This window comes from Rickettsia endosymbiont of Pantilius tunicatus, assembly GCF_964291875.1.
In the GTDB taxonomy this organism is placed as follows: domain Bacteria; phylum Pseudomonadota; class Alphaproteobacteria; order Rickettsiales; family Rickettsiaceae; genus Rickettsia.
Genome location: NZ_OZ198175.1, coordinates 1,290,318 through 1,308,850, shown reverse-complemented (window position 1 = coordinate 1,308,850; position 18,533 = coordinate 1,290,318). Strand labels below are relative to the sequence as shown.

Sequence of the window (18,533 nt, the reverse complement as noted above, 5' to 3'; positions counted from 1 at the left end):
TTCTTAAAATACTTCACATTATATTAAAACATATGGATGAAAAATTATGGATAAAGTAACTCTTAAAAAAAATTTACAAGATAAGATGGATAAGGCTTTAAAGGTTTTAGATCATGAGCTTAAAGGGCTTCGTACCGGCAGAGCCTCAGTTAATTTACTTGATAGCGTAACTGTAGAAGCTTATGGTGATAGAATGCCACTTTCACAAGTTGCTTCTCTAACAACTCCAGATGCGCGAACAATTAATGTGCAGGTTTGGGATAAATCTATGGTATCATCAGTAGAAAAAGCAATCACAGTAGCAAATCTTGGTTTAACTCCATCATCAGATGGGCAATTAATTAGGCTACCTATACCTGCTTTAACAGAAGAAAGACGTAAAGAGCTTGCAAAACTTGCTCATAAATATGGTGAAGATACTAAAATTTCATTACGTAATATTAGAAGAGACGGAAATGAAGAGCTCAAAAAAATGGAAAAGGATAATATCATAGCAAAAGATGAACATCATAGTTTAGCAGAACAGGTGCAAAAACTAACTGACGAATATAGCAGCAAAGTTGATTTGGCGATAAAGCAGAAAGAGCAAGAAATAATGACTGTGTGATAATTCAATTGTCATAAGCTACGCGACTGCAAGGAGCGTGGCAATCTCATAAAGCAAACTCCTGAGATTGCCTCCGCCTTCTTCTGCGAATCTCCTCGCAATGACGATTTGGTATCAATGAAACAACCGAATAAAGAAAACAAAATAAATTATGATTACAAGAGAAGAAGTAAAAAAAATAGCAAAGCTTGCAAGGCTTAAATTTGAAGAAGATAAGGTAGAGGAATTCTCTAGCAGGCTTAGCTCTATAATGGATATGATTGATATTTTAAATGAAGTAGATTGCACCGATGTTAAGCCTTTAACTTCTGTTTGTGACATGCAAGCAAGAATGCGACCTGATGAAGTTACAAGCAAAGACCATTCAAATGAATTATTTGATAATGTTCAAGGTGCTAGCTGGCAGCTTGCTAAAGAAGTGAAATATTTTATTACTCCAAAGGTTGTTGAATAATATGACGGAATTAAATAAGTTAAGTGTAGCAGATAGCCTAAAAGGCTTAAAGAATAAAGAATTTACAAGTAAAGAATTAGTTAATGCTCATATTAAGCAAATAGAAAAACATAAAAACCTAAATGCTTATGTTACTGAGACTTTTGATTTAGCTTTAAAGCAAGCAGAGGCAGCTGATCAAAATTATGCCAAAAATCAGTCAAGAACTCTTGAGGGGATACCTTTTGCTGCTAAAGATCTTTTTTGCACAAAAGGGATTAGAACAACCGCTTGTTCTAATATATTAAGAGAGTTCATTCCTAATTACGAATCAGGTGTTACGCAGAATATTTTTAATAAAGGCGGGGTAATGCTCGGTAAAACCAATATGGACGAGTTTGCTATGGGATCAGCAAATATTACTAGCTGTTTTGGTAATGTAATTAGCCCATGGAAAGCAAGCGACGATAATGCTGATTTAGTTCCAGGCGGTTCCTCGGGCGGATCAGCTGCCGCAGTAAGCGGCTTTATGGCTACTGCTGCTCTTGGTAGTGATACAGGTGGTTCGGTACGTCAACCGGCAAGCTTTACCGGTTTGGTTGGATTCAAGCCTACATATGGATGCTGCTCAAGATACGGTATGGTATCGTTTGCAAGTTCTCTTGATCAAGCTGGTATATTTACCCGAAGCGTTTTAGATAGCACTATTATGCTTGAAGCGATGATGGGTTTTGATGAAAGAGATTCTACTTCTATTAAGGCGGAAGTACCGCAGCTACAACCAGCTGTCGGCAGTTCTATAAAAGGCATGAAAATAGGTGTACCTTTAAGCCTTGGAGAAGGCGGAATTATCGAACCTGATATTATGAAAATGTGGCACTCTACTATAGAGCTACTTAAGAATGCTGGTGCTGAGATAGTTGATATTTCTCTACCACATGCTAAATATGGTGTGGCTGTTTATTATGTTATAGCACCCGCTGAAGCTTCTTCAAACTTATCTAGATATGACGGCGTAAGATATGGGCTTAGAGTAGAGAAAGAAAATATGAGCCTAGATGAGATGTATGAAATAACAAGATCTTCCGGATTTGGTGATGAAGTAAAACGTCGTATCATGATCGGGACATATGTACTTTCTTCTAGCTTTATGGATGCATATTATTTAAAAGCACAAAAAGTGCGTAGGCTTGTTGCTGATGATTTTAATAATGCTTTTGCAAAAGTAGATGCTATTTTATTACCATCTGCTCCAACAGAAGCATTTAGAATCGGTGAAAAGCAAAATGACCCAACTATTATGTATTTAAATGATTTATTTACTATTCCTGCAAGTTTAGCAGGGCTGCCTTGTGTTTCAGTACCAGCAGGCTTATCAAATAGAGGACTACCACTCGGTATGCAAGTTATAGGTAAGCAATTAGATGAATATAATGTTTTAAGAGTAGCATCTGCCATAGAAACAGGTGTTAAACATATCAAATTTGAGCCGGTAGGGTTTTAGTTATGGCATATATTGAAGGTAATAGTGGAAAATGGGAGTATGTAATTGGGCTTGAAATTCATGCTCAAATTTCCTCAAAATCTAAGCTTTTTTCAGGCAGCAGTACAACATTTGCAGCAAGCCCAAATTCACAAGTATCCTATGTTGATGCGGCAATGCCAGGTATGCTACCAGTGCTTAATGAGTATTGTGTTCATCAAGCAATTAAAACAGGTCTTGGGCTTAAAGCAAAGGTAAATAAATATTCGGTATTTGATCGTAAGAATTATTTTTATGCCGATCTGCCGCAAGGTTACCAAATCTCTCAATTTTACTATCCGATAGTGCAGGATGGTACTATGGAAATACCAACAAGTACTGGTGAGCTGAAAACTATCCGTATTAATCGCCTGCATCTAGAGCAAGATGCTGGTAAGTCTATGCATGATCAATCACCGCATTATAGCTTTATAGATTTAAACCGTGCAGGTATTGGGCTTATGGAAATCGTAACTGAACCTGATATATCTTCACCCGATGAAGCAGCAGAATTTGTTAAGAAGCTAAGAAGCTTGCTTCGTTATGTTGGTAGCTGTGATGGGGATATGGAAAAAGGTTCGATGCGTTGTGATGCTAATGTGTCAGTAAGGCGTGCAGGTGAACCACTCGGGACAAGATGCGAAATTAAGAATATTAACTCAATTCGTAATATTGTCAGAGCTATAGAGTTTGAAGCTAAAAGGCAAGTAGATTTGATTGAAAATGGTGAATCTGTAATTCAGGAAACACGTTTATTTAATGCTGATAGCGGTGAAACAAGAACTATGCGTTCGAAAGAAGAAGCAGCTGATTATCGCTATTTCCCTGATCCGGATTTATTACCGGTTATTCTTTCTGATGAGCTAATAAATGAATTAAAAGAAAGTTTACCTGAGCTACCGGATGAGAAGATAGATAAATATATAACCAAATTCGGTTTAAGCAAATATGATACTGAAGTAATCGTAGCTGATGAGTCGGCTGCTAAATATTTTGAAGAAGCAGCAAATGAATGCGATCCTAAATTGCTTGCCAATTGGTTAATTAATGAATTATTTGGACAACTTAATAAAGCCTCAGCCGAAATAAGCGAGTGTAAAATTACGCCTAACGATTTTGCGAAATTAATCAAGTTGATAGAAGATAATACCATATCCGGTAAAATTGCTAAGACTGTTTTTGAAATTATGTTTGAAACCGGTAAAGCAGCTGATAAAATTGTAGAAGAGCAAGGGCTAGTACAAGTTTCAGACTCTAATGTACTAAATACTGTAATTGATGAAGTAATAAGCAAAAATCCTGATTCGGTTGAAGGATATAGAAATGGTAAAGATAAATTATTTGGCTTTTTCGTTGGTCAGGTGATGAAGAAAACTGGCGGCAAGGCAAACCCTGGACTTGTAAATCAGCTTTTGAAAGAGAAGCTTGGTTAGCATCATTGCAAGGATATGTACAGATCGAAAGATGTCATCTCGTGGCTTGCCCTTGGGATGACATACAATAAAAACCATTCAAATTTAAAATATTACTTTTTATGAAGTTTCTTAAAGTACTTTTATTATCTTTATTATTAATTTCTTGTGAAAAAAAAGAGCAAGAAGCAACTTTGATTGTTGGAACTTCAGCAGATAACCCACCCTATGAATTTATTCAAAATGGTGAAATTGTTGGGATTGATATAGATATTATCAACGCAATAGGCGAGCGTTTAAATAAAAAAGTTATCATAAAGAACTTTGACTTTAATGGCTTACTTGCAGCTTTGGTAAGCGAAAATATCGATATTGCAGTTGCAGAACTTTCAGTAACACCAGAACGTGCAGAATATATTAGTTTTTCCGATAATTATGCTACAGCAAAATTTGCTGTATTATACAGGTTAGAGGACAATGTACAAAGTATTGCTGATCTAGATAATAAAATAATCGGTGTACAATTAGGTAGTGTATTAGAAAAAAAAGCTGAAGAGCTTTCTAAAACAATGAATATTAAAGTTCATTCCTTAGCAAATAGTTTAATGTTAGTTGAAGAATTAAAAGCTAAAGTCGTAGATGTTATTATTTCTGAAGAGTTTCAAAATAAAAAGTTGCAAGAAGCAAATCCAAATTTAGCAAGCTATACTTTAGAAGAATTTTCTTCAGAATTTGCTCTAGGTTTGTCTAAAAACTCAGGATTAATTAAAGAAATTAATGAAACAATAGATTCATTAAAAAAAGATGGCACTATCAATAAAATTATGAAAAAATGGCTGGGACAGTAACAGAAAATCAATTTAAAGATGCTATGAGCTGTTTTCCTGCCGGAGTGACAATCATAACTACTAATTTAAACAATAAATTTTTTGGCTTTACTGCTAGTTCTTTTACTTCCGTATCTTTAAAACCACCATTAATATTATTTTGTCTTAATAAAAATTCTTTCAGCATAAAAAGTTTTGAAAAAAGTAGTAAATTTGCCATTAGTATTTTAGCAGACAATCAAGTTGATATTTCAGAACATTTTGCTAGGTCGCATACTGATAAATTTACAGATATTTCTTATGAGCTTGGTTCTGCTACTTCTTGTCCTTTGATAAATGGAGCTGTTTGTCATATAGAATGCCTAAAACATGCCACCTATGATGGTGGTGATCATATAATTTTTGTTGGGGAAGTAATAAATACTGCTATTAAAAACGATTTAAAACCTCTAATATATCATCATAAATCTTATACAAATTTAGAATAAAATTAACATGATAAATATAGGACTTAGCGGTGCTACCGGTAAAATGGGCAGAACTATCTTAGAAAGAATGGCGAATTTTAAAGATTGTAAAATCTCAGCAAAATTTAATAGCACCCATGATTTACACGAGCTAAATGATTTGTGTAAAAATTCTGATATAGTTATTGATTTTTCTACTCCTGAAATATTAGAAAAATTGGTTGATGGTGCTTTAAAATATGATACTAAATTAGTAATTGGAACTACCGGTCTTACTTCCTCCCACTTGAAACTTTTAGAAAAAGCAGCAAAAACCTTATCTATTTTATATTCTGCAAATATGAGTATAGGTGCTAATTTACTTGGTTATTTAGCAAAAGAAGCAACAAAAATATTGGATGATTACGATATTGAGATTTTAGAAGCTCATCATCGTGCTAAAAAAGATTCCCCCTCAGGTACTGCTATTATGCTTGCTGAAATGATTACAGCTGAAAAAGAACTAGATGTAAAATTTAACCGAGGTAATAAAACAAGAAGAAATAATGAAATCGGTATTTCTTCGCTTCGTGGTGGTAATGTACACGGCACTCATGAAATATTTTTTCTAGGCGATGATGAAACTATTACTTTAAAGCATGAAGCTCTTAATAAAAATTCTTTTGCCGATGGGGCAATAAGAGCGGCAATCTGGCTACAAGATAAACAAGCTGGGTTACATTCTATGGTCGATTTTTACAAAAATTTAATTAATTATCACTTGAAAAAGCCCGTTTAAAGGACTATATTTATATTATATAAACATAATCTTAAGGTTTCTTATGATCGATTATACAAAAACTTTGACAGCTTCATCATCTAAAAACAAAACTTTTGATGAAGGTCTTAGAAAATATATGCTTAAAGTATATAATTATATGGCTTTAGCATTACTACTAACCGGCTTAGCCGCAGTAACAACTATATCAGTTGAGTCCTTATATAATTTAATGTTCCAAACAGGTTTTGGAACGCTTATAATGTTTGCACCTCTTGGCATCGCTTTATATTTCTTTATGGGATTTGGGCGTATGAATTTACAAACAGCACAAATATTATTTTGGGTTTATGCCGCTTTAACAGGTATGTCTCTTGCATATTTAGCTCTTGTCTATACCGGCGAATCAATAGCTCGTACTTTCTTTATTTGTGCTTCTGTTTTTGGAGCAATGAGCCTATATGGTTATAGCACAAATAGAGACTTAACTTCTATGGGGTCATTTTGTGCAATGGGTCTTATAGGTATTATAATCGCCTCACTAGTTAATATGTTCTTAAAAAGCTCTGGTCTTTCTTTTGCTACTTCTCTTATAGGAATAGTTGTATTTATGGGTTTAATTGCTTGGGATACTCAAAAAATTAAATCTATGTATTACATGGCAGGAAATGATGAAACAGGACAAAAGCTTTCTATTATGGCAGCTTTCACATTATATCTAGACTTCATAAATCTTTTCTTATATCTAATGAGATTTTTAGGTAATAGAAGAGACTAAAATATACATTCATTTTATTTGACTCTTTCGCTGATAATCTTCCCCATAGCGGCATTATTGCGTGGATCAAGAGTCATCATTGCGAGGAAATTACGAAGTAATTAACAAAGCAAGGAAGTATAAAAAACGCTAACTTATAGCATTTTTTATTATTTTTTCTGGATTACCACGCGGACAATGCCGCCACATAATGATGATTATAGCCAATACTTCAAAGCAGAAGAGTATACCACGGATAAATAAACACTTCAAAAGTTGATATACGAAGATCAACTTGAAAAAGAGCAAGGAGTCTATAAGTCGAGGAGCGGAGCACTTAATACGTGAGCACCGCAGAACTTATAAGGCGACGTAGCCAATTTTTCAAGTTCATCGAGTATATAATTAAAAATCTGTTACTTTTTCTTTATGTTGCCAGTCACCATATCTTGTTGGCTCTAGACCTTTAGCCCCACCGATTTCTTTTGGCATTTCTTTTTCCTTTGGCAAATTTTCTTCTTCTAATATATTATCTTTTTTATTATCCATGACATTATTTATGAAATTTAATCGTATCTATATTAATAACCATCTAGCTGAAAATATCAAGGTAGAATTAGGAAGTGATCACACCCATTATATTAAAACTGTATTACGTCTTAAGGTAAATGATCAATTTCGAATTTTTAACGGCACGGATGGAGAATTCCTTGCACAGATTACGAAACTAGATAGAAATAACCTTACTATCATCATTCAAGAATGTTTAAGGAAAGCTTGTGCTGAATCTCCATTAACGCTTGCTATTGCTATAATAAAACAAGATAAATTAATGCTTGCGGTAAATATGGCTACGCAGCTTGGTGTAACTAAAATTGTTCCTTTAATTACTGAAAGATCCCAATTTAGATAAGTAAATATTGAGCGTTTGACAAAATGCGTTATTGAAGCAACAGAACAATCTGAGCGGTTAAGTCCTCCGGTAATAGAGCCTGCTATTTCTATACAGGATTATCTAAAAAAACTAATAATTTTGTGCTATATGCAAACGAACATGAGAAAGAAGAAAATTCTATATTAAAACTTAACAAAGATATTACTGATATTTCTATTGTGATTGGACCAGAAGGCGGATTTACCAATGACGAGATTGCTTTACTTGCCTCATATAACAACACACATTCTATAAGTTTAGGAAAAAATATTTTACGAGCTGAAACAGCCGCCGTAGCAGCCCTTGCTCAAATACGGTTAGTTAAATATCATTCCTATCTGGGTGGGAATAACACTAAGCTTTAAATAAGCATCCGTGGTTATTGCAGAAATTACATAGGAACTATACTACTCCAATAAAAAAGCAATCCTATTTCCTATTGTAACATCAATATATTTTGTAGTAACAGGAAGCCCTTTGATCTCCATTTCTACATAGGTATCTTGTTTTGGAGGGATTTTTGCTTTGAGCTTTGTAATAGATACATATTCATCTAGAGCTCTATTATTACCATCTATTGCCTTAACCTTAATTAGAGGATTAGAGATTAAATAATCAGAGTTATTAGACAATTTGTAAAACATTTTAACAACCCCTTCACGATGCGAACTTCCTAATTTAATTTCCTCTATTTTTAGCTGATCATATTTGCTCAAGAATTTAAAACTATCTAGCAGTAATACAGCTAAACAAAAAATTATAAAGCTAGTCCATAATAATGGAAAGACATTATATTTTTGCTTAGGTGGAGTATATGGTAAAATCACTGGTACGTTTGCAGAAAATTGATTACCATATCCATTTTTAACAGGTGTTTTTACGGCTTCAAATTTATCTTCATCAAAATCACTTAATTTACTGGTATTATAATCTAATTTTTGATACCAGATGTGCCTACATTTAGAGCATTTAACTCGTCGTCCGTTAACACCTATTTGATTATTTGAGACAATAAATTTTGTTTGACAATTGGGACAACTAATATACATAGTAAGTTTTTTATATTTGACTTCATGATAAAGTTATTTATGCTTTTTAGCAATATAACAGTTAAAAATTATGTTCCCACACATCAAAGAAATTGAAGAAGCTTGGCAAATAAAGGACAAGCTATTACAAAATTCTGCAAAACTTTCAGCATTAAAAAAAATATTGCACGATGTCATAGAAAGCCTAAATAAAGGTACTATTCGTGTTTGTGAAAAAACTGATAATGACTGGCAAGTCAATGAGTGGGTCAAAAAAGCAATCCTTTTATATTTTATGACGACCGAATCACAGCTTTATAATAATAATTATAATAGTTGGTATGATAAAGTTGCTCCTAAATTTGCTTTCGATGCCGAGCCTCACCAATTTAAAGAGGCTGGCATACGCAAAGTCCCGGGATCATTTGTTAGAACCGGCACATATATTGCTAAAAATGTCGTTATTATGCCGTCTTTTATCAATATAGGTGCTTATATAGATGAGGGAACAATGATTGATACATGGGCTACTATTGGTTCATGTGCTCAAATCGGTAAAAATTGCCATATTTCAGGTGGTACTGGAATCGGCGGAGTATTAGAACCTTTGCAAGCAAAACCTGTTATTATCGAAGATAATTGTTTTATTGGGGCAAGATCAGAAATCGCTGAAGGGATTATAGTAGAAGAAGGAGCAGTAATTAGCATGGGCGTCTTTATTGGAGCTTCTACAAAAATAGTTTACAGAGATAGCGGTGAGATTATATACGGCAGAGTACCAGCTTACTCTGTAGTAGTGCCAGGGGTATTACCTAATAAGGAAGCAGGTAAACCAGGGCTTTATTGTGCTGTAATCGTAAAACAGGTTGATAAAAATACGAGAGCTAAAGTTAGTATTAATGAATTGTTAAGGAGCTAAAAATGTCATAAAATACTATTATACCTGCTAATAGAGCTTTTACTTTCACTGAAGAAGATGTGATTTATACTTTACATAATACTTTTGATAAATCTTTAGCATTAAATGATCAAAAAAAATTCTTATAACAAAAGATTAGATATAGCTAAAGATTACTACCAAAAATGATACTATCCCATTCAATGATAAAATTAATACAAGCTACGCCGAAATAACTAAGTCGTCATTAGGTGATGAATTTATAGGCAATGGCGTTGGCTTTGATCAAAAATCGGTAGATAAGGTTGGAAATGTTTTATGGAAGTTATATGTAATAGTTGAGATTTTATCTTACATTTAGTAAAATAAATTAATTATTAAATGGAGATAAGAAATGAACTTAAATCAAAAAATAATAAAGCCAAAATTAGGATTACTAGAACTCGCTAAGAGTCTTGGTAGCATATCATCAGCATGTAAAGCGATGGGCTATAGCAGAGATAGTTATTACAGATTTAAAGAACTGTATGAAACTGGTGGTGAAGAAGCGTTGTATGAAATTAGTCGAAGAAAGCCAATAATAGCCAATAGAGTTGATCCAGCGATAGATAGAGAAGGCAGTAATGGATATGGCAATAGAATATCCAGCATATGGTCAGCTAAGAGTATCAAATGAGCTTAAGAAGAGCGGTATACTTGTATCACCTGGAGGAGTGAGATCAATTTGGTTACGTAATGATTTAAACAATATCAATAAAAGGCTTAAAGCATTAGAAGCAAGGATGGCTCAGGATGGTATTGTACTTACTGAATCTCAGTTACAAGTACTAGAGAAACGACGTAGCGAAAAAGAAGCCCATGGCGAGATTGAGACACAGCATCCAGGTTATCTAGGATGCCAAGATACATATTATGTAGGAAATTTTAAGGGTATAGGTAAGGTTTATTCTCAGGTATTTATTGATAGCTATAGCAGAGTAGCTGATGCTAAACTATATACTGATAAAACAGCTTTAACTGCTGCTGATATGCTTAATGACCGCGTGTTACCATGGTATGAAACTCAAGGCATACCAATACTTCGTATTCTGACAGATCGCGGGTCAGAATATAAGGGAAATATAGAGCATCATGCTTTTGAATTATTTCTAAGTATCGAAGGTATAGAACATACTATAGTAAATTAAGTTGAGGTTTGAGTATAGGGATGATATATATAAAGGAAAATGCCAAGATCATATAGTCAAGATTTTAGAAAAAGAGTTATAGGATATGTAGAAAGAGGTAATAGCTGCAATAGCACTGCGATAAGATTTGAAATAGCAGCAAACACAGTAAGGAATTGGTATAAGAGATATAAGTCCGAAGGACATTATTTAGCAAGAAGAATAGGAGGCAAAAAAGGACGGGTAACAAGTCAAGATGTTGAGTTGTACGTGAGTTCTAATCCTAATTTCACATTATTAGAAATGGGTACGTATTTTAATATGAGTTCTGTGGGTGCGTATTATTGGTTAAAGCAACTAGGTTTTAGCTATAAAAAAAAGACTTTTCCTACTTGGAAGCAAGTCAAGAAAAGCGAGATAAGTACCAAGAGGTCATAAAAGATACACCAATAGAACATCTTGTATATATTGATGAAAGTGGTATTGAGATAAATATCTGCAAAGATAGAGGATGGGGCAAAAAAAGCGAAAAACTTATTGGTAAAAAAAGCGGTAAATATTACAACAGAACAAATATCATAGCTGGTTATGTTAATAAAGAGTGTATAGCACCGATGATATTTAATGGAACATGTAATAGACAATTATTTGAAAGTTGGGTTGGAGAATTTTTAATAAAAGAGCTAAAACCTGGACAAGTTGTAGTGATGGATAACGCTGCTTTCCATAAGTCTCAAAGGACCAAAGAACTAATAGAATCAGTAGGTTGTAGGATAATATTCTTACCACCTTACTCCCCTGATCTAAATCCAATAGAGAAATTTTGGGCCAATATGAAGCGATGGATTAAAGCTACAATTACTCAATTTGATCAATTATATAATGCTTTAATTCAATTCTTTAATACGCAAACTTCAACTTAATTTACCATATTACTAAAGCATATTCTCCTCAAACAAATGGTATGTGTGAACGTTTTAATAAAACTATGAAACAAGAATTCTTTGATACAGCTATGCGGAAAAAGATTTATACTGATCTTGATGATTTACAATTAGATCTTGATATTTGGTTAGAGCATTTCAATAATGAGCGACCACATTCAGGAAAATATTGTTATGGTAAAACGCCTATGCAAACTTTTAAGGATAGTAAGAAATTAGCTATTGAAAAGAACAATGAAATCTTATATCTTGAATACTCATCTGACAGTCATAATTTATCAGATATTCAGATATAATTTTTATAGTGTCTGTAAGATCAAATCTTGACTTCTACAAGTTAGACTAGCTACAATATTAATCTAGGGACTATATAGCTATGCAACATTAGCCCTTTATTGGTCAGATAAATATTTTCCTTTAATCTAATTAAATCTAATTCTTGATAATGGTTAAGGCTGCTAATATCTAAAATATTTTCTAATTTTGCATCTATTTTCTGCTCCAATGCAGAAATATTTATGCCATCTTTAAGGCGTAAACCCATCATCAAAATTTCTTCAATAATTTCTTGCTTAGTTAGCTTAACATTGGTTTGAACACCATTATTCTTATTATTAACTGCTTCTAACCATTTTTCCGGCTTATGCCACATCATAATTGCGGATACTGAACTAGGATTTTCAATTATTCTACTGTGAGCACCAGGACCTATACCTAAATAATCATTATAGTTCCAATAGGTTAAATTATGTACGCATTCCTGTCCTTTTTTAGCATAATTAGATATCTCATATCTAAAATATTTTTGAGACTCTAGATAATCATTCGTCCACTCATACATTTCAGCAGCCATATCAGAATTTGGAAGAATTAAATTACCATCATGAAATAATTTATAAAACGGCGTACCTTTTTCAATAGTAAGCTGATAAAGAGAAATATGCCCTGTAACAAGCTCCATTGCTTGCTTTAGCTCTTGCTGCCAATCTTTTAGTTCCTGACCACTTCGAGCATATATTAGATCAAACGAAACTCTAGGAAAAATTTTATTAGCGGATTCAATCGTTTTAATAGCCTGCAAGGAATCATGAGTTCTGCCAAGCTTTTTTAAGTCATGCTCTCTTAAAGATTGCATACCAATCGAAACACGATTAATACCTGCCAACTTAAATGCTTTGAATTTCTCTGTCCCAAATGAAGTTGGGTTAGCCTCTAGTGTTATTTCTGTTCGCTTATCTATTCTTGCAAGCCCACTAATTTTATTTATTATCCCCTCAACAATTTTGGGGTTCATCAAAGAGGGAGTACCGCCACCAAAAAAAATAGATCTTACATATTTATTTTGAATAATATCTTTAAAATATTCTATTTCTTTCTCATAAGATTTAAGCCAATTATCATCATCTATACTATTCGCTATATGGGAATTAAAATCACAATAAGGACATTTAGACAAACAAAAAGGCCAATGAATATATATGCTTAAATCATTCGCCTTAACTTCTTTCATAAATATAACTTATTTTAACTACTTAATTTCTGCTTTTGATAATTTAGTAATTTTTATAACAGACTCTAAAGAAAACCCTTCTTTCATCATTTCCTTTGCCATAGTAATTTTTTCTTCTTGTATTTTAATATTAACTAGCTTTACTGCTTCCGCTTTCGCTTCTGCTTTTGCTTCTTCCTTTCCTTGTTGCATCCAATGCTGAGCTATACTTTTCATAATGTTCTCTCTTTTTTTAGGATTTAATTTTGATTTAAGTAGTTTTTCTACTTCTATTATATCACTTTGCTTAATCTTGGTCAAAGTGTAGCATAAAATTAGTTCTATGTATTTAATAAGTATCTAAAATGATGCATAGTTTTAGATATTGTAAGGAGGTAACGATGGTGGTCAGGTTATTAATATAATTATAATTAATGAACCGTGCCCCGATATGTTACTCCTTACTTCCTTTGGTTCCGAACAATCAATAGAGCAAGGGGTTATTCACTTGATCTTAATGGTTGATCGTGAATAACCCCTTAGCTCGTACATAGAACAGGAGAGAAAACATGACAAAGAATATTTTTATAGGTATAGATGTATCTGAGGATACTTTAGATATATGGTTACACCCGTTGAATAAATATAAAGTTTTTGATAACAACCAAAAAGGAATTAATGAGCTAGTCGAATATATAGCGGATTATAATATTGCTAAAATTGTAATTGAAGCTACCGGAAGACTTGAATATGAAGCAGCAAATACTTTACAAAAAGTTGGATATTTAGTCTCAGTAGTTAATCCTTATTTTACATCAGCGTTTAGAACTATGAGAGGTAAGTTTACCAAAACCGATACTATTGATGCACAAATGTTAGCATTATTTGCAGAAAAAATGAATCCTGAATCTAGAAAAGTGGCGAATGAAATAGAAAAAGAATTAAAAGAGCTTACAGCTAGACGTAACCAACTAATTACTATGATAGTATCTGAACGCAATCGCTTACGTAGAGTTACTAATCAAAAAATAATTAATAGTATAAATAGTGTTATTAATTTACTTAATGATCAAAAAGAAGAAGTGGAAAAGCTTATATTATATCATATTTTAAATATAGAAAGTTATAAAGAAATATATAATTTACTTATTACTATCCCGGATATTGGCTCGATTATAGCAATAACCTTAATTACAGAGTTGCCAGAGCTTGGTAATTTAAATTGTAAACAAATTGCTTCTTTAGTAGGAGTAGCACCTCACTGTAAGGAAAGCGGTAAAACAAGATTTAAAGCAAAAACTAAAGGTGGTAGGAAAACGGTACGGGCGGCATTATATATGGCTGCTGTTACATCTGTAAGATGTAATCCCGCAGTTAAACCTTTTTATAAAAGACTTGTAGAAAAGGGAAAAGCTAAAAAATTAGCTCTTACTGCAGTAATGAGAAAAATAGTAATAATTGTCAATAACATTGTTAAAAACAAACGACCTTGGCAAAACCAATATAAAATATTCTCTTGACTTCTCGAACACAATCATCTATGTGATCAATACCAATATCAACTTTAGCAAATTTAGGTAAAAGATCAGATACCTCTTCCCACCTTTTTAACAGATCACGTTCGTGAATATGCTTCATAAAAAACTGTAATATTCCTGACCATGCTTTTTCTTTCAATTTTTCGTCCGGAATATCATGAACATTGATTAATTGATAATCACCGCTCCATGTAGCTTTTACAAGTTCACTATTTTCAAATAGTTCCCATAGATTTCGTGGAGTATTATATTTTTGTACACCGTTATAAAATATCAAAGGATATATGAAAGGAAACTTTTTGCTTTTCGTTGATTTCTTATGGTATTCAGCAATTTTAAACATATACCGAAATAACCTCAAAGCCATATCATACTCAGGCGTGCTTTGATGTTCTAAAAGTAAATACAAGTAACCTTTTTTCTCTCCAAACCTAGTGGAAAATAAAATATCTACTATAGATTTCTTGAGTCTTTTATCTACAAAACTATCTTTTTCCATTTTTAGCTTTTCGAGGGAAATCAAGTTTTGTATATGGGGAGGTAAGTGCATCTCAAAAAACTCTTTAGAAACTAAAGGATTTTCAAATGCACTTCGGATAATTTCGTCGTGTTTAGGCTTTGTAGACACTTATAATCGTTTACTATTAATACATAGCGAATTAACTTGGACTCGGGATAGTTAATTTAAACGTGAGACTGCGGAACGTATACTTAATACGTGAGCACAGGCGAAACTTGCAAAATTGACTGTCCCGAGTCCAAGTTAAAAAACTATAAAAGGCATTATATACATTTTCTATTAATAGCACAATAATAATATTGTTTTTTTAATTAAAAGTAGTAATTCGCTTTTAAGAGAACAACTTTCCGAGTCCACTACGAAGCAAGTTTTTAGGGTTCATGTTGCTTGCTTTTTTCATCATATCACTTACTTGCTTGAATTGTTTTAATAAAATATTTACTTTCTGTACTGTAGTTCCGGCACCAAAAGCTATACGTTTTTTGCGAGAAGCATTAATAATATCAGGATTTCTTCGTTCTTTTAGAGTCATAGATAAAATAATTGCTTCTTGATGCTCGATTATTTTACTATTTAACTTTGATTGATCTATTTGATTCATAATCTTACCGCTACCAGGAAGCATACTAAGTATACTACCAAAACCACCCATCTTTTTTATACTTCTCATTTGTTGTAGATAATCATTTAAATCAAACTTACCTTTTTTTAATTTAGCTACTGTTTTTTCTGCTTGTTCTCTATCTACTATACTTGCTGCTTTTTCAACAAAGGAAATAATATCTCCCATATCAAGTATTCTAGATGCTATACGCTTAGCATCAAATTCTTCTAAATCGGTTAATTTCTCACCACTGCTTAAAAACTTAATTGGTCTTTGCGTAATATATTTTACGCTTAATGCTGCACCGCCTTTAGAGTCACCATCAATTCTTGACAAAATTAACCCAGAAATTTTTAGCTGCTCATTAAAGCTACTAGCCGTAACTACTGCATCTTGCCCTGTCATACTATCGATTACTAACAACGTTTCGGTTGGCTCTACTAGCTTTTTAATCGCTATTGCCTCATTCATCATTTCTTGATCAATTTGCGTTCTTCCGGCAGTATCATAAATTACCACATCATATGCCGATAATTTAGCTTCAGCCATTGCTCTTTTAACTATATCAAGAGGCTTCTCACCTTTAACAATTGGCAGTGAATTAATTTTTACCGAATTTGCAAGTATCTCTAACTGCTCTTGTGCTGCCGGTCTATAAGTGTCAAGAGAAACTAATAAGACTTTTTTATTCTGGTTTTTAAGACGTAATGCTAGTTTACCGCTTGCTGTAGTTTTACCACTACCTTGCAAGCCTACCATTAAAAGATTTACCGGCGGTTTTGCATTTAGATTTAGTTTTATTTCATCTTCACTAGAGGATAAAATATTTATCATCTCTTCATGAATAATTTTAATTATCATCTGCCCGGGCGAAACAGATTTGATAACTTCCTGCCCTAAGGCTTTTTGTTTAACTTCTGCTACGAAATTTTTTATTACGGTTAGAGCAACATCTGATTCTAAAAGAGCAACTCTTATATCCCTCAAAGCAGCATCTATCTGCTCTTCAGTTAGAAATCCTGAACTTACTAACCGATCAAAAATCTTCGTTAAATTTTGCGTTAAAGTTTTAAACATAAAAATACATATTTGAATCAAGTTTTAATCTAATATATTTCTCTAAACATATTTTGGCAATAATAATATTTGTGGCTTTTATGTAACATGTTAGTTTTTTGATAAAAATATATACTTTTAAAAAACCTTATAAATTAAAGCAATATTATGTAAAAATATCTTAAAATGAGATAAAGATTATTTTAAATTATAAAAATATTAAGATATATTAATGATTTAAATACTAAATAACTAAACAACCCTCAGCTATAAGCTGAGGGGTTATAAAGTGGAATCGATTAGAAATCGATCATCATTCACAGGTTCACCTTCCTGTTCATCAATATAGTGCTGCATCATTTCATCAGTTATATTACCTGAACTGACTGCCATATAGCCCCTAGCCCACAAATGATTGCCCCAAAATTGTTTTCGTAAATGAGTAAATTCTTGCAATAAAATTCTTGAGCTAATGCCTTTTAAATACTGTACTAACTTGCTAAGAGATATTTGCGGCTTATATGAGATAAACATATGTACGTGATCACATGATATTTTCCCTGAAATTATATGTACTTCATGTTCCATACAAATCTGCCTCAGTAAATCTCTAGTCCTTTCCGATACTTTGCCTATCAATATTCTCTTCCTATATTTTGGTATCCATATAAGATACACTTTTAAATCATACTGACTATGACTATTCTTTCTATAACTTCTCATATTTCTTGATATAAATTCATTGCTAAAGCAATTTCATTATATCTTCCCTTCGCCTAAAGGCGAGGGATTTTTGATCCCCGAAGGGGGACATTAATATACAGCTTATAATGCTCGCTTAAAATTTTAGATCAAACTTAAATTATGAGGGCTATATGATTGCTAAAATTAAAAGTCTTTGTTATTTTTTGATAAGGAAAAAACCTATATTCTTTAGGTCAGTACAAAAAAGCCCTAAATGCTTTTGACGAAGCAGCTAAATTAAACCTCACCTCTGATATTTCTCGCTACCAAAAAAACCTTAAAACAAATAAAAATTGCTGAAGCTGCCTTAAATAACAAACAAAAATCTGAAAAACTTACAAATAACCAAATAAATCGACAACTTTCTAAACAGCTGGAAGATATGGAAAGTAAATTTCAAACTTTGCAAAAACAAATATCTGATTTACATAACAGTACTAAGTTAAAAAGTGCAGTAGCAGCTTTTAATGAATCCGAAACTGAAAATTTGGTAAAAGAATTACGACAAGAAGTAATAGAATTAAAATATCCTGATTATAAAAACGAAATGTTCTTTCAGTTTACAGAAATGCAAGAGCAAGTTACCAAGCTTCAAGACCAATTAGAAGAGCATGGAGAAAAAGCTGAGCAAGATAGAGTTAGATTAAGAAAAAACAGCAATCAAATGAAAGGATTGCAAATACAGATATATAACTTGGAAAGTAATACCTCAGCACAAGTTATAGACCTACAAGTTCAAGTAAATGAAATGTAATAGTTGAGATTTTATCTTACATTTAGTAAAATAAATTAATTATTAAATGGAGATAAGAAATGAACTTAAATCAAAA

18 protein-coding genes and 5 pseudogenes are annotated in these 18,533 nt (G+C 32.6%); 16 read left to right on the top strand and 7 right to left on the bottom strand.

Annotation, left to right across the window (positions count from 1 at the left end; all coding sequences use genetic code 11):
- The first annotated feature begins 46 nt into the window (after positions 1-46).
- The 8 genes from frr to ACICQC_RS07675 all read left to right on the top strand — a co-directional run bounded on the left by frr (position 47) and on the right by ACICQC_RS07675 (position 6,803).
- Complete coding sequence (gene frr, locus ACICQC_RS07710; protein WP_395476579.1) at positions 47-607, top strand: ribosome recycling factor; 561 nt, start codon at positions 47-49, stop codon at positions 605-607.
- A gap of 151 nt (positions 608-758) precedes the next feature.
- Positions 759-1,061, top strand: a complete 303-nt coding sequence (gene gatC, locus ACICQC_RS07705) for an Asp-tRNA(Asn)/Glu-tRNA(Gln) amidotransferase subunit GatC (protein ID WP_395476578.1) — start codon at positions 759-761, stop codon at positions 1,059-1,061.
- Position 1,062: 1 nt separating this feature from the next.
- On the top strand, positions 1,063-2,544 hold the full coding sequence (gatA, locus tag ACICQC_RS07700; RefSeq protein ID WP_395476577.1) for an Asp-tRNA(Asn)/Glu-tRNA(Gln) amidotransferase subunit GatA: 1,482 nt from the start codon (positions 1,063-1,065) through the stop codon (positions 2,542-2,544).
- Positions 2,545-2,546: 2 nt separating this feature from the next.
- Positions 2,547-3,995, top strand: a complete 1,449-nt coding sequence (gene gatB / locus ACICQC_RS07695) for an Asp-tRNA(Asn)/Glu-tRNA(Gln) amidotransferase subunit GatB (protein WP_395476576.1) — start codon at positions 2,547-2,549, stop codon at positions 3,993-3,995.
- Positions 3,996-4,096: 101 nt separating this feature from the next.
- Complete coding sequence (locus ACICQC_RS07690; protein WP_395476575.1) at positions 4,097-4,822, top strand: ABC transporter substrate-binding protein; 726 nt, start codon at positions 4,097-4,099, stop codon at positions 4,820-4,822.
- Entirely contained in the window at positions 4,807-5,289 is a 483-nt protein-coding gene (locus ACICQC_RS07685) for a flavin reductase family protein (RefSeq protein ID WP_395476574.1), read from the top strand. Before ACICQC_RS07690 ends, ACICQC_RS07685 begins: the two co-directional genes overlap by 16 nt.
- Before the next feature lie 7 nt (positions 5,290-5,296).
- A complete protein-coding gene (dapB, locus tag ACICQC_RS07680) occupies positions 5,297-6,046 on the top strand; it encodes a 4-hydroxy-tetrahydrodipicolinate reductase (protein WP_395476573.1) in 750 nt (249 codons plus the stop codon).
- A 43-nt stretch (positions 6,047-6,089) separates the two neighbouring features.
- The gene (locus tag ACICQC_RS07675) at positions 6,090-6,803 is read left to right on the top strand and encodes a Bax inhibitor-1/YccA family protein (protein ID WP_395476572.1); all 714 of its coding nucleotides are present in this window, start codon (positions 6,090-6,092) and stop codon (positions 6,801-6,803) included.
- A 384-nt stretch (positions 6,804-7,187) separates the two neighbouring features.
- Here the strand turns inward: ACICQC_RS07675 and ACICQC_RS07665 are convergent.
- Positions 7,188-7,313: pseudogene (locus tag ACICQC_RS07665) on the bottom strand (DUF1674 domain-containing protein); the annotation flags it as partial.
- A gap of 28 nt (positions 7,314-7,341) precedes the next feature.
- Between ACICQC_RS07665 and ACICQC_RS07660 the strand changes: the two are divergent.
- Positions 7,342-8,081 (top strand): annotated as a pseudogene (locus ACICQC_RS07660) (16S rRNA (uracil(1498)-N(3))-methyltransferase).
- 42 nt (positions 8,082-8,123) lie between these two features.
- Here ACICQC_RS07660 and ACICQC_RS07655 read toward each other — a convergent pair.
- Entirely contained in the window at positions 8,124-8,765 is a 642-nt protein-coding gene (locus tag ACICQC_RS07655) for an MJ0042-type zinc finger domain-containing protein (protein WP_395476571.1), read from the bottom strand.
- Between the two features lie 70 nt (positions 8,766-8,835).
- On the opposite strand from ACICQC_RS07655, the gene dapD reads away from it, so the two are divergent.
- The 5 genes and pseudogenes from dapD to ACICQC_RS07630 form a co-directional block, all read left to right on the top strand.
- Positions 8,836-9,663: a 2,3,4,5-tetrahydropyridine-2,6-dicarboxylate N-succinyltransferase gene (gene dapD / locus ACICQC_RS07650; RefSeq protein ID WP_395476570.1), complete on the top strand. Its 828-nt coding sequence runs from the start codon at positions 8,836-8,838 to the stop codon at positions 9,661-9,663.
- Positions 9,664-10,036: 373 nt separating this feature from the next.
- A pseudogene (locus ACICQC_RS07645) lies at positions 10,037-10,817 on the top strand (helix-turn-helix domain-containing protein); the annotation flags it as partial.
- A gap of 51 nt (positions 10,818-10,868) precedes the next feature.
- Positions 10,869-11,246, top strand: a complete 378-nt coding sequence (locus ACICQC_RS07640) for an IS630 transposase-related protein (protein ID WP_395476240.1) — start codon at positions 10,869-10,871, stop codon at positions 11,244-11,246.
- On the top strand, positions 11,201-11,731 hold the full coding sequence (locus ACICQC_RS07635) for an IS630 family transposase (RefSeq protein WP_395476342.1): 531 nt from the start codon (positions 11,201-11,203) through the stop codon (positions 11,729-11,731). Before ACICQC_RS07640 ends, ACICQC_RS07635 begins: the two co-directional genes overlap by 46 nt.
- A gap of 11 nt (positions 11,732-11,742) precedes the next feature.
- Positions 11,743-12,048 (top strand): annotated as a pseudogene (locus ACICQC_RS07630) (integrase core domain-containing protein); the annotation flags it as partial.
- 50 nt (positions 12,049-12,098) lie between these two features.
- On the opposite strand, the gene hemW reads toward ACICQC_RS07630, so the two are convergent.
- Both hemW and ACICQC_RS07620 read right to left on the bottom strand, forming a co-directional pair.
- Positions 12,099-13,262: a radical SAM family heme chaperone HemW gene (gene hemW, locus ACICQC_RS07625; RefSeq protein WP_395476569.1), complete on the bottom strand. Its 1,164-nt coding sequence runs from the start codon at positions 13,260-13,262 to the stop codon at positions 12,099-12,101.
- Positions 13,263-13,280: 18 nt separating this feature from the next.
- Positions 13,281-13,478, bottom strand: a complete 198-nt coding sequence (locus ACICQC_RS07620) for a transposase (RefSeq protein ID WP_395476568.1) — start codon at positions 13,476-13,478, stop codon at positions 13,281-13,283.
- A gap of 332 nt (positions 13,479-13,810) precedes the next feature.
- Here ACICQC_RS07620 and ACICQC_RS07615 point away from each other — a divergent pair, with 332 nt between their 5' ends.
- The gene (locus tag ACICQC_RS07615; protein WP_395476380.1) at positions 13,811-14,761 is read left to right on the top strand and encodes an IS110 family transposase; all 951 of its coding nucleotides are present in this window, start codon (positions 13,811-13,813) and stop codon (positions 14,759-14,761) included.
- A gap of 16 nt (positions 14,762-14,777) precedes the next feature.
- On the opposite strand, the pseudogene ACICQC_RS07610 reads toward ACICQC_RS07615, so the two are convergent.
- The 3 genes and pseudogenes from ACICQC_RS07610 to tnpA form a co-directional block, all read right to left on the bottom strand.
- A pseudogene (locus ACICQC_RS07610) lies at positions 14,778-15,407 on the bottom strand (Rpn family recombination-promoting nuclease/putative transposase); the annotation flags it as partial.
- Positions 15,408-15,630: 223 nt separating this feature from the next.
- Positions 15,631-16,980 (bottom strand): signal recognition particle protein, encoded by a 1,350-nt coding sequence (gene ffh / locus ACICQC_RS07605; protein WP_395476567.1) that lies wholly within the window; start codon positions 16,978-16,980, stop codon positions 15,631-15,633.
- 261 nt (positions 16,981-17,241) lie between these two features.
- Entirely contained in the window at positions 17,242-17,682 is a 441-nt protein-coding gene (tnpA, locus tag ACICQC_RS07600) for an IS200/IS605 family transposase (protein ID WP_395476566.1), read from the bottom strand.
- A 403-nt stretch (positions 17,683-18,085) separates the two neighbouring features.
- Here tnpA and ACICQC_RS07595 point away from each other — a divergent pair, with 403 nt between their 5' ends.
- On the top strand, positions 18,086-18,457 hold the full coding sequence (locus ACICQC_RS07595) for a hypothetical protein (protein ID WP_395476565.1): 372 nt from the start codon (positions 18,086-18,088) through the stop codon (positions 18,455-18,457).
- Positions 18,458-18,533: the final 76 nt, after the last annotated feature.

Excerpts from the sequence above, each read along its gene's own strand:
- frr (WP_395476579.1), top strand. The coding sequence starts at position 47 with ATGGATAAAGTAACTCTTAAAAAAAATTTACAAGATAAGATGGATAAG.
- gatC (WP_395476578.1), top strand. The coding sequence starts at position 759 with ATGATTACAAGAGAAGAAGTAAAAAAAATAGCAAAGCTTGCAAGGCTT.
- gatA (WP_395476577.1), top strand. The coding sequence starts at position 1,063 with ATGACGGAATTAAATAAGTTAAGTGTAGCAGATAGCCTAAAAGGCTTA.
- gatB (WP_395476576.1), top strand. The coding sequence starts at position 2,547 with ATGGCATATATTGAAGGTAATAGTGGAAAATGGGAGTATGTAATTGGG.
- ACICQC_RS07690 (WP_395476575.1), top strand. The coding sequence starts at position 4,097 with ATGAAGTTTCTTAAAGTACTTTTATTATCTTTATTATTAATTTCTTGT.
- ACICQC_RS07685 (WP_395476574.1), top strand. The coding sequence starts at position 4,807 with ATGGCTGGGACAGTAACAGAAAATCAATTTAAAGATGCTATGAGCTGT.
- dapB (WP_395476573.1), top strand. The coding sequence starts at position 5,297 with ATGATAAATATAGGACTTAGCGGTGCTACCGGTAAAATGGGCAGAACT.
- ACICQC_RS07675 (WP_395476572.1), top strand. The coding sequence starts at position 6,090 with ATGATCGATTATACAAAAACTTTGACAGCTTCATCATCTAAAAACAAA.
- ACICQC_RS07655 (WP_395476571.1), bottom strand. The coding sequence starts at position 8,765 with ATGTATATTAGTTGTCCCAATTGTCAAACAAAATTTATTGTCTCAAAT.
- dapD (WP_395476570.1), top strand. The coding sequence starts at position 8,836 with ATGTTCCCACACATCAAAGAAATTGAAGAAGCTTGGCAAATAAAGGAC.
- ACICQC_RS07640 (WP_395476240.1), top strand. The coding sequence starts at position 10,869 with ATGCCAAGATCATATAGTCAAGATTTTAGAAAAAGAGTTATAGGATAT.
- hemW (WP_395476569.1), bottom strand. The coding sequence starts at position 13,262 with ATGAAAGAAGTTAAGGCGAATGATTTAAGCATATATATTCATTGGCCT.
- ACICQC_RS07620 (WP_395476568.1), bottom strand. The coding sequence starts at position 13,478 with ATGAAAAGTATAGCTCAGCATTGGATGCAACAAGGAAAGGAAGAAGCA.
- ACICQC_RS07615 (WP_395476380.1), top strand. The coding sequence starts at position 13,811 with ATGACAAAGAATATTTTTATAGGTATAGATGTATCTGAGGATACTTTA.
- ffh (WP_395476567.1), bottom strand. The coding sequence starts at position 16,980 with ATGTTTAAAACTTTAACGCAAAATTTAACGAAGATTTTTGATCGGTTA.
- tnpA (WP_395476566.1), bottom strand. The coding sequence starts at position 17,682 with ATGAGAAGTTATAGAAAGAATAGTCATAGTCAGTATGATTTAAAAGTG.
- ACICQC_RS07595 (WP_395476565.1), top strand. The coding sequence starts at position 18,086 with ATGGAAAGTAAATTTCAAACTTTGCAAAAACAAATATCTGATTTACAT.